Origin of the sequence: Pseudoalteromonas sp. SG45-5 (assembly GCF_014164085.1) — a bacterium.
GTDB classification, from domain to species: Bacteria; Pseudomonadota; Gammaproteobacteria; order Enterobacterales; family Alteromonadaceae; genus Pseudoalteromonas; species Pseudoalteromonas aliena.
Genome location: NZ_JACJEM010000090.1, coordinates 1 through 11,207 on the forward strand (window position 1 = coordinate 1; position 11,207 = coordinate 11,207).

7 protein-coding genes and 1 other RNA gene are annotated in these 11,207 nt (G+C 41.1%); 1 reads left to right on the plus strand and 7 read right to left on the minus strand.

What is annotated here, in order from left to right:
- Positions 1 to 317: 317 nt before the first annotated feature.
- The 4 genes from H5119_RS19275 to H5119_RS19290 are packed head-to-tail and all read right to left on the minus strand — an operon-like array spanning position 318 to position 4,601.
- Positions 318 to 1,484, minus strand: a complete 1,167-nt coding sequence (locus H5119_RS19275) for an FAD-dependent monooxygenase (protein ID WP_182703385.1) — start codon at positions 1,482 to 1,484, stop codon at positions 318 to 320.
- Positions 1,481 to 2,668, minus strand: coding sequence for a 2-octaprenyl-6-methoxyphenyl hydroxylase (ubiH, locus tag H5119_RS19280; RefSeq protein WP_182703386.1), 1,188 nt, complete (start codon positions 2,666 to 2,668; stop codon positions 1,481 to 1,483). The genes H5119_RS19275 and ubiH overlap by 4 nt, the downstream gene beginning before the upstream one ends.
- Positions 2,669 to 2,683: 15 nt before the next feature.
- Positions 2,684 to 4,006, minus strand: a complete 1,323-nt coding sequence (gene pepP, locus H5119_RS19285; RefSeq protein WP_182703387.1) for a Xaa-Pro aminopeptidase — start codon at positions 4,004 to 4,006, stop codon at positions 2,684 to 2,686.
- Between the two features lie 31 nt (positions 4,007 to 4,037).
- Positions 4,038 to 4,601 (minus strand): UPF0149 family protein, encoded by a 564-nt coding sequence (locus tag H5119_RS19290; protein ID WP_007378383.1) that lies wholly within the window; start codon positions 4,599 to 4,601, stop codon positions 4,038 to 4,040.
- Positions 4,602 to 4,794: 193 nt separating this feature from the next.
- On the opposite strand from H5119_RS19290, the gene ssrS reads away from it, so the two are divergent.
- A non-coding RNA gene (gene ssrS / locus H5119_RS19295) (6S RNA) lies at positions 4,795 to 4,977 on the plus strand.
- Between the two features lie 154 nt (positions 4,978 to 5,131).
- Here the strand turns inward: ssrS and H5119_RS19300 are convergent.
- The 3 genes from H5119_RS19300 to H5119_RS19310 are packed head-to-tail and all read right to left on the minus strand — an operon-like array spanning position 5,132 to position 10,930.
- Positions 5,132 to 8,215, minus strand: a complete 3,084-nt coding sequence (locus H5119_RS19300) for an efflux RND transporter permease subunit (protein ID WP_182703388.1) — start codon at positions 8,213 to 8,215, stop codon at positions 5,132 to 5,134.
- Positions 8,212 to 9,525 (minus strand): efflux RND transporter periplasmic adaptor subunit, encoded by a 1,314-nt coding sequence (locus H5119_RS19305; RefSeq protein ID WP_182703389.1) that lies wholly within the window; start codon positions 9,523 to 9,525, stop codon positions 8,212 to 8,214. Before H5119_RS19305 ends, H5119_RS19300 begins: the two co-directional genes overlap by 4 nt.
- On the minus strand, positions 9,515 to 10,930 hold the full coding sequence (locus H5119_RS19310) for a TolC family protein (RefSeq protein WP_182703390.1): 1,416 nt from the start codon (positions 10,928 to 10,930) through the stop codon (positions 9,515 to 9,517). Before H5119_RS19310 ends, H5119_RS19305 begins: the two co-directional genes overlap by 11 nt.
- Positions 10,931 to 11,207: the final 277 nt, after the last annotated feature.

The following is an 11,207-nucleotide window of genomic DNA, read 5'->3' on the forward strand; positions in this document are numbered from 1 at the left end:
TTTTACTTGCTAAAACAACCCATTTCTTTGTTGTAAATTTCGCAAAGGGAACAACCATTTACATCAATTTACGCCTAGAACTGAATTATTTTTTCGGCGTAAAATTTAGATCACATACTTAATGGGATTGGTATAAGCACAGAGTGTAATATTTCTTGTAGACGCCGAGCTTGCTCGCGTGAAAAGCGCAGCTTTTAATGTATTAAAAATCACTTTAAAACAAAAACCCGATGTTTAAATTAAACCTCGGGCTTTATTGAAAGCGAATAACTAACAGCTTTTTTCGTGAGATTTTATTTTACTCAACTCAACCTACTTTATTTTCCTATCGCTTCTTTAGCGAACAGGTGCTTGATTGGCCCAAGATTATCAACTAACGATAGCCCTACTCCACGAATAAGCTTTTTAAACGGGTTTGCACCTTCAAATAGCTCTTTTAGCCCTTGCATCATAGCTATATGCTTTTGTGCATCGAGCTTACGGGTACGCTCGTAATCGCGAAGTGTGCGCGTACTAGCAAATTCTTTATTATTACTTGTTAAAAGCTCAATTAAATAAGCCGCATCTTTTAGACCTAGGTTCATACCAAGCCCTGCAAGTGGATGGATTGTATGTGCAGCATCGCCAATGAGTACCACTTTGCCTGAAACCCATTGCTGGGCGTAGCGCATTTTAAGTGGGAAAGCAGCGCGCTTACTTTGCACTTCACACAGCCCGTATTGACCATCTATTGCAGCCATTACCGCTTTATTAAAGCTGTTATCGTCCATTGCAAGCAGTTCATCGCAATGATTTGGGCTGGTAGACCACACTATGGAATGCGTGTTGGCATCGCTTAACGGTAAAAATGCGAGAGGGCCTGTTGGTAAAAATACTTGGCGGGCGGTATTTGCATGTGGTTCTTTAGTTTTTACAGTCGCCACAAGTGCATGATGGTCGTAATCTTTAAAGCTCAGCGCCATATTAAATTGTTTACGAATAGCGGAGTTTGCACCATCAGCAGCCACCAGCAGTTTTGCAATAATTGGCTCGCCGCTTTTAAGCGTTATAAATACATCTGATTCGCTTTGATGTATTTGCTGATACTGTGTATCAAACATTAGTGTGGCACTACTTTGTTGCTCTAACTCTTTTATAAGCGCGTAGCGGATAATGTCGTTTTCAACAATGTGACCCAAATGTTCAAGCTCAAGTTGTTCGTTATTAAACGCTATTTTGCCAAAGCTGTCGGCATCACGTACGTCCATATGCGTATAAGCGCACGCTCGCTGTGCGATAATTTCGGGCCATACGTTTAATTGTTCAAGCAAGGTTTGACTCGCAATGCTTAGCGCACTTACACGCAAACCATATTCGTCACAAGGTAGTGCTTGAGTTGGCGCACCATCTAGCACAACCACGCTAATATTAGCTTTTGTCAATCCAAGTGCCAATGTTAGCCCTACGCAGCCACCACCTACAATACAAACCTGTGCTTGTTTCATAAACGCCTACCTTGTTTAACTTGCCCCATTAACTGTTTAGCTAATGGCGCTTTTAATGCGGGAAATAAATCCATCGAAAACAACCCAATGCTGCGCCCAAATGCAAACACTCGCGATGAGTTTGAAAAAAGCCTAACCAGTGCATCGGTTAAGGTCATTACGGTTTTAATATCATCGCGACGTTTTTGTGAGTATTCACGGGTAAACGCATAGCTGCCTAGATCGTGTTGGCTATTTGCTATTAAATTACTAAGTACTTGTACGTCGCGAAGACCTAAATTAAAACCCTGCCCTGCAATAGGATGAATAGCATGTGCAGCATTACCTATTACCACAGTGCGATGAGCAATTAAGGATTCTACTTGGCCATAAACGAGCGGATAGCTTGCGCGCATGCCTACTTTTGTAAATTGCCCGCCGCGATAACCAAACGCACTTTGCAAGGCACTTAAAAAACTTTGATCACCAAGTGCCATGTGCTGTTCAATCTTTTCTTGGCACATACACCAGACCAACGAATAACGATTATTACTCATGGGCAATAACGCCATTGGGCCATTTTGCGTAAAACGCTCAAAAGCATGATTATTATGCCCATCAGCTACTTCTAGGTTGGCAATAATTGCGCCTTGCTCATAAGGCTGAGTATTAAAACCAAGCCCGAGTAAGTTACGTGTTGGTGATTGTGCCCCGTCTGCAATAACTAATAACGTTGCACTTAATTGCTCGCCGCTTTGTAGGGTGAGTGAATTGCTATGCAATGTTTGCTCAATGGCAGTTACGCTATCGGGGCAGTAAAGCGTAATGTTTGACTGCGTTAAACGCAGGTGAAGCGCTCGGCCAAATGGGTTAACTTCTACTACGTAACCAAGTGAAGGCTTAGCAAATTCGTCGCAATTAATGTGCGCTTTGCCAAAGTGCCCCCGATCAGACACGCTCACTTTTTTGATTGCGGCAGTGTAAGGCGCGTTTTGCTCAAATAAATTGAGGCTTTGTAGGTACTCTACCGATTGCTGAGCAAGTGCAATGCTTCTGTCGTCAAAGCTTGGATGATATTCGCCAGTTACTTGATTAGCTTCCACAACAGCAATACTTAAAGCGGGGTTAGTTTTAGCCACACTTAACGCGCAGCTCGCTCCTGCTAAACCACCGCCAATAACAACTACATCAAACTGCTTAGCCACAATATTCTCCGAGCTTTATACGTTTTTAGCACTTTGCATGAGTGCTTCTATATCGCTAATTGTTTTAGGCACGCTTAGGGTCAGATTTTCATGGCCGTTTTCGGTAACGAGTAAGTTATCTTCAATGCGGATACCAATGCCTTTGTATTTTTGCGGGGCGTTTGAATCTTCGCTTATATAAAGCCCAGGCTCTATAGTAAGTACCATACCAGGCTCAAATGCACGCTCAACATTGTCTTGCTTATAATCACCTACATCATGGACATCAAGCCCCAGCCAATGCCCTAGCCCGTGCATGTAATATTCTTTACACGCTCCTTTTGCCATTAGCTCGTCAAAGTCGCCAGTTAAAATACCTAAATCGAGTAAACCTTGAGTCATTACTTCCATTGCTAGTTTATTAGCATGTGACAAATAACCGCCTGGTTTTACTTCACCAAAAGCAACGTCTTGTGCTTTAAGTACAACATTATAAAGCGCCGCTTGCTCTTCACTAAATTTACCATTTATAGGAAACGTACGGGTTATATCTGCTGCATAACCTTGTAACTCACAACCTGAGTCGATAAGTACTAGGTCGCCACTTTTTAGCACATCGCTATTTTGTGTGTAATGCAAAATATTAGCATTGTCGCCGCTACCAACAATCGTACCGTAAGCTGGGTGCGGTGCGCCGTTCATTGCATAATGATGATGTAGCTCAGCCTCTAGCTGAAATTCAGTCGCCCCCACATGCGAATAACGCATGGCACGCATATGTCCTCGCGCACTAATTTCGCAGCCTTCGCGCATAATTTCTATTTCGCTTGGCGATTTAAACAAACGCATTTCGTGAATAAGGCTACGTACATCTTTAATTGTATCTGGTGCTTTGTAGCCTTTTTTAGGTGCACTGCGCAGCCTGTTTAACAACGAAAATACTTTACCGTCAAAAGCCGGATACGTGCCTTGTGCGTAAAATAAAATCTGTTGGCCGTTCACCAAATTCAATAATTGTTCACTTAGCTCACTTAATGCGTAAGTTTCGTCGAATAAATATTCACTTTTGGCTTTATCGAAGCCGATACGACGCCCATGCCAGATTTCAGCAAGCTTATCTTTATTAAGGCAAAATAGCGTACTGGGTGTATCGCTGTTGTTACACAGTACAAGTACAGCATCGGGTTCATTAAAGCCGGTTAAGTAAAAAAAGTCGCTGTCTTGCCTAAATGCATATTCGGTATCACGGCTGCGCGTCACTTCACTGGCAGCAGGAATAATCGCAACACTGTTTTTATCCATTTGCGCAAGTAAACGCTCGCGGCGTGCTTTAAATTCTGACTTTTGTACTTCAACCATTATTAATCAACCCGTTTTACTTTTTTAAACGTTAATGAAGTGTTTTTTTAGTGCTTTGCGTGTTTTGTTCTTTACCAAGCTCTGCAAAGCAAAGTAGCGCTGATACACGTACATATTCAATCACTTCGTGCAGTGCTTGGCTGTCTTCTTCGGTTTCTTCGAAAGTGGTATCTAGGCGGGTAATTTCGCTAAAGTCAGTAATCACTTCTTTAACATCGCTCGATAGCTTACCGTAGTCTTTTTGCTTTAAACCAAAACCAAGCATAAAACCCGCTACCCATGATACGAGGCCATTAGCCTGATCGATGAGTGTTTCGTCGTCACTTGGTAAAAATAAATCAAACTGAAATTCGTCATCATTAAAGCTCGCGACTACTTGCTTATAAATAGTGCCAAAAAATTGCTTTAAATCGTTACTAAACGATTCACCATCGTTAAATACATCGCTCAAAAGGCCTAAGTATTCTTTGTCGTCAATGGTTAAACCGCACGCTAGTAAACCACTAATAACGCCGTGGGCTTCAGCGGGTGATACAAATATTTCATTTTTTTCTAAAAGCAGCTGGGCTTTTTCGTAATCTGGTAAATCGTTCATAATCGCGTCTTCGCTTTGCAAGTTAAAGCAATGCTACCACTCGATAAAAAGCAACTCCAATGAATTGTATGATCAAGCTCAAAAAGCATGCGATAAAGTAAATGATGAGTTAAAGATGCGGAAAAACTAAACGAACGATTTAATTTTTTACGTTTAGGGTTTAAGGATTGGGTTATGTCTTATATACTTAAATTGTTCCCTGGGATACTGGAGCTTGGTTAAGTCCCTGAGCCGATAAATTTTATACTAGGGTTTCTGTTCGTATACTATTGTGCAAGCTCGGCATGTACCGAGAAGCCTACGGTAAACCGCAGATTCCCGCCCTGAAACCTTCTGGTTTCAGGACTGAAACCAAGTACCGTATCTTGGGGAACACCATTATCGAAGTCCATTTAACGCGTAAGTCCACACTTTATTCTAATACCCACGTTTATATATTTACTCTTTAAATAAAGCGCTTAGTTTTGCACAGCTAAAAACAAAAAAGCTGCAGGCAATTGGCTTCCCACAGCTTTAATAGTCATTTTGTATTATTTAAACCAACCTTGAAAACGTTCCATCAGCATGTAGTTTACGGGGACTAACAATAAAGTAATAAAGGTTGCAAAAATAATCCCAAAACCTAAGCTCACCGCCATAGGGATTAAAAACTGCGCTTGTGTCGCTTTTTCAAACAATAACGGCATTAGGCCGATAAAAGTTGTTAAGCTCGTTAGCATTACAGGACGAAAACGAGATGCTCCGGCTAATTTTACAGCCTCCAATAACTCACCGCCTTCACTGCGTTTTTTATTGATAAAGTCAACGAGTACTAGGGAGTCATTCACGACGACGCCAATTAACGCAAGCATACCCAATAAGCTCATAATGGTTAAATCCATGCCCATGATCCAATGTCCAACCACAGCGCCAATCATACCAAATGGAATTACACTCATAACAATAATTGGCTGTAAGTACGATTTAAACGGAATGGCTAACAGCGCATAAATAATAAAAAATACAAATACTAATGCCCAAGCCAGTGAGCCAAATGACTCTCTTTGCTCTTTAGCTTCTCCTTCTAGCTTGTAGTCTACCCCAGGATATTGCTGCATCAGCTCATCAAGATATTGCGCTAAATCAGCCTGAAGTATAGTCATATTCGTGTTACTTTTTTCAATATCCGCTGTTACATTTAAAGTACGGTAACGATCGATTCGATTAATAGTTGAAGGACTTTGCCCTGCAGTCAGTGTTGCCACATGAGATAGTGGTACAGAGCCTCCATTATGTGTATTTATTAGTATGTTTTGTAAATCAGCCACCGAGCGGCGTTCATCTATAGGTAGGCGCACCATTACACGTACATCATCACGTCCGCGTTGAATACGTTGTACTTGCGAGCCAAAAAACGAGTTACGTACTTGCCCAGCTACATTTACTCTATTTAAGCCCAGTGCCAGACCTTGCTGAGTAAGCTCAATTTGCAGTTCTTCTTTACCATCCGACATGCTATCGGCAATATCAAATACCGTTGGATATGTTGCTAAACGGGTTTTAATATGATCAGCCACATCTTGCAAAATAGTCAATGAGGTACCACTAAGCTGTACATCTATTGGATCTGAACTGCGACCAATTTCGGCTCTAAACGTTAAACTTTCGGCACCTGGTATTACACCAATTAAATCACGCCATTCGCTTGCAAGTTCCCGCGAGCCAATGTCTGAATCACGCTTTTCAGCAGGGGTTATTTCAAAACGTACAGAACCAGAATTTGATACACCACCACGCCCCCCCGTTGTTGCAAGTATATTTAAAATAACACTTTCACCTGTATTTGGATCTCGGTATTTTTGTTGTAATTGCTGCGCTTTTTGCGACATATCTATTACATATTTATTAGTTACTTCAAACGGTGTACCTGTGGGTAGTGTTAAATTAACGCGCACGGTTTCACTTGGTATACGCGGAAAAAATACAAACTTAGTCCATCCACTGGTGATCATGGTTAAGATGATAAAAAACACACCTACAAACAAACTTACTGTTGCCAGCTTATGACGCAGGGCTGTGTTTAATATAGGTTGGTAATATTTTAAAATAGCGTTTTCAAATCCATCTGCAAAACGCTGTTGGATAACATCAAACTTTGACGGCTCACCTTTTTGATGGCGTAGTTTTATATATTTTAAATGTGCGGGTAGTACAAATTTAGATTCAATCAATGAAAACAATAATACCGGAATAACCACTACCGGTATTTGTGCAAACAAAGCACCACGGGCCCCTTCAATAAAGGCCAAAGGTAAAAATGCAGCGACTGTAGTTAATACACCAAAGGTTACTGGCGTTGCGACTTCTTGAGTGCCTAAAATTGCCGCTTGCTCGCCCGACTCAGCCGTTTTTAAATGGGTATAAACATTTTCACCAGTAACTATAGCGTCATCGACCACAATTCCGAGTACTAGAATAAAACCAAATAAGCTCATAATGTTAAGGGTAACACCAAAAATAGGCATGGCTATAAACGCGCCCATAAAGGAAACAGGAATACCAATAAAAACCCAAAATGCAATCGCAGGGCGTAAAAATAGAGTCAGTAACGCAAGTACTAAAATACCGCCTTGCAAGGCATTGGTAGTCAGAGTAGAAATACGGCTTTTAACGAGCTCTGAATCATCATCCCAATAACTTAGCTCAAACCCTTGAGGGAGTGAACTTTGCTGCTCTTTTATGTAATTTTTAACATCGTCAGCAACCGTTATCGCGCTTTGTGGGCCAATTCTATACACGTCTATAAACGCAGCTTGCTTACCGTTAAAACGCGTTCGTACTGGTGTTTCTTCAAAATCATCATTAATTATTGCTATATCGCCTAAGCGAATAATAGTGCCATCAGCTTGGTTTTTAACAACAATATTAGCAAATTCATCTTTGCGGTAGGCTTGCCCTTTAGAGCTTATGAGTACGTCGCCACCTTCTGTTTTTAAGTTACCAGCAGAAATATCAGCGCTTGAGTTAGCAACAGCACTAGATATTTGTGCAAGGCTTAAATCGTATTGACGAAGAATGTCTTGGCTTACTTCAATAGCCAGCTCGTAGTCTCGTACACCGCTTAATTCAACCTGTGTTACATTAGGTAAACGCAGTATTTGATCCCGTACCTGCTCAGCATATTCACGGGTTTCTTTTTCACCATAGTCACTTGATACCGTCACTGCAATTACTTCACGTTTTCGCTCAGCAAGCGCAACTATTGGCTTTTCAGCATCTCCTGGAAAAGTATTAATTGCATCTACACGGCTTTTTATATCGGCTAAAAGCTCACGAGGATCGTAACCACTCTCAACCTCTAATGTTACCGAGCCAGAGCCTTCCGAGGAGCGGCTAAATATTTGCTTAATACCTTCTAAATCTTGTACTGCTTCTTCTATTCGAATGGTTACACCTTGCTCTACATCCTCAGGTGTTGCTCCACGTAAACTAACGCGTACGCTTATCATATCGGTTTCGAATGAAGGGAAGACCTCAAGCGGAATTTTGCTCGATAAACTAAAAAGTCCTGATAGCAACAGTGTCACTAGCAATAAGTTGGCAGCAACATGGTTTTTGGTAAACCAAGCGATCATGGCTTATCTCCTTGTTTTGCTGCACGACGTTGTTTTAGATCTTCGACACTAATACCTAACTCTTTTGCTTTTTGTTCAAGCTGCTGCGGTGATAGGCGCTTTCCTTTACCTTGTCGATTAGCTTCGTTTTTAGGTTGCTCTGCGCTTTGCTGACCTAAAATATTCACTCGAGTTCCTGAACTCACCTGTCCAAGTGGTGTAATAACAAGCTTATCACTCGCTTGTAAGCCAGTTTTTATCATCGCTTGTGTGGCATTTTGCCAAGCAAGTGTAATGTCTTTGCGCTTAAGCACGCCCTCTTCAACAATGTAAACGTACGTTCCTTGATAAATTGTACTGTTAGGAATTATAAGTGCGTTAGATACTGTTCTGCCGGTAATTTGCGCCTTTATATATTGCCCTATTTTTATTGGATACTGGTTACTAGCTGTTGCTTTATATGGGTCATTAATTTTAGCAACGACGTAAAGCTGCTGCGCATTTTCATCAATTGCACCTTCAGTACGCGCTAACTGCCCCTGCCAAGTCTGCTCGCCAACTAAGTCTGATGTGAATTGCACAATTGAGCCAGCTTGGTTTTTAGCACCATCGCGATATTGCTCTGGTAAATTTACGAACGAAAGATCTTTATTTTTAATCGGTAAACGAATTTCTACACTGTCTATCGCGTAAATAGTGGCAAGTTGCGTGTTGTTACTAACGACCTGTCCTAAATCAACACTGCGACTCAATATACGTCCAGCGTATGGTGCTGTTACTTTAGTGCGTTCTAAATCAAGCATTGCTTTTTCAAGTGTTGCTTGCGCTGACAACACTTCAGCTTCTGCTGCGGCTAGTTGAGGCTCACGTAACACCAAGCTGCTTGCCTGTTTTGCCCCACCTAGACGCTTCCAATCGGTAATCGCTTGTTGACCGCGTGCTTTTTCTTCTAACAAACCCTGCTCTGCGGTTAATAAATTAGCTTGTGCCGATTTAACTTCAGCTTGATGATCTCTATCGTCTAACTTTAAAAGTACGTCTCCTTTTTCAAAAAATCCGCCTTCTCTAAAGTCATCACTTACATCGATTATTTGCCCTGATGCCTGAGCAACCAATAAACTTTGTGTTCGTGGCTTTACCGTACCGTAACTGTCTATCATAATTTGATAACTTTGCGGTTTAAGCTCAAGTGCCGCGACACTTATTGATGCCTTAGGAGGTGAACCAAAACGCCTTGCCTCTGGCGGATTACCCTTAATAAAAAATACAATAGAAACGGCAGCAATAATAACTGCGGCAGGAATAATAATTTTTGCTGTTTTAGTTTTCATCGTTATTGCTCTTTAGTTCACTTGAGGGCTTTGCAAAATCACCACCAAGGGCAATGTGTAAGTTAATTCTATTGGCTATTAATTGGTTTTTAATGTCGATTAAAGAGCTTTGCGCATCAAAAGAGCGTCCCTGTGCATCCAGCACTGTGGTGTAAGTTACTAAGCCACTTTGATACTGCTCAAATGATAATTGCTCTGCCGCAAGTGCATTTTTTTGAGCTTCTAGTGTACTTATATATTGTGCACTAAGAGATTGCTGCTGTGAAATTGCGTTCTCTACATCGCCAAACGCATCGTAAAGTGTTTGTAAATAAAGTTGCTCTTGCTTTTGAGTATTAAAACGCGCTATTTCTTCGTTGGCTTTTAAGCGCCCACCTTCAAAAATTGGTGCTGAAATACTACCAAGTAGCGACCATGCAAGGCTAGATGGAGAAAACAAGTCACTTACTCTATTAGTACTATCACTTAAGCTAGCTGTTAAGTTTAAGCTAGGAAAGCGCTGCTTGTGTGCATACGCCAAGGAGGCGTCAGTTGCTAAAAGTTCATACCAACTTGCTCTCAGTGTAGGTTTTCGCGTTATAAGTTCAGAGGGTAAGCCCAGTGAAATATCGGTATTAATAACCGGCAAGTCACTGCTAGTTGTAATCACCCCTTTTGGATATTCACCTAATAAGCGTTCAAGTACCCTTGCTGAAGCCGATAAACTAGCCGTCTGAGTCGCGATTCGAGAGCGTTCGTTATTAAGCTCATTGCGAGCTAAATACACATCAAGTGCTTCATTTATACCTTGGCGATAACCGGATTCAATAATATCGAGATTTTGTTGTGCATTGGCTTCTCGGCGCTTAAATAAATCAAGTAATTGCTGAGCTGTAACTACATCAAACCAACTTGTTACTACATCCGCAACTAGTTGTTGTTTAGCTTGCTCGAAACGCGCTTGTTGGGCTAAATAAGTTAGGTTAGCTTGGCGTTTTGAATCAGAAAGCTTCCCCCATAAATCCACCTCGTAGGTTAAATTTAAACTTACTGAGCTTGCGTTATTGTAACTTACAGGGCGATTATTTTTACTGCGATTCGTACGAGTTGATAAATCAAGGCTGGGCCAAAGTGCAGCACCCGATACAATAAGTTGCTGCTTTTTAATTTCTACATCGTAACTCGTTTGCAAAAGCTGCTGATTATTTTGAAGTGCTTTTTGTACAAATTTATCAAGCGTAGGGTTTTGTAATTGTGTAAGCCATTGCTCTTGTACTTTTAATACCGAGCTTGATGCTTTTTGTTGCCATTGCTGTGGCACATTAGTTGGCGCTTGCACGCGCTGCGCTGAGTTTAAATTACTCGCACAGCCACAGAGCAACATCACACTCATTGCCAATAGGGTTGGCTTGCATTGCCAAATCATAATTAAACCTGAATTACTGCTATTTATGAACGTAATTCAAGCACTTTGGCAAATTTTGCTCAACCTACTTTACATAACATTACATAGCTAGCGATGAATGAACACGTAGGTAAGTTGTACGGTAAAAATGAGTAAATGATCAGCAGTTTTTAATACCAATTCCATTAAGTATGTGATCTAAATTTTACGCCGAAAAAATAATTCAGTTCTAGGCGTAAATTGATATAAATGGTTGTTCCCTTTGCGAAATTTACAACAAAGAAATGGGTTGTTTTAG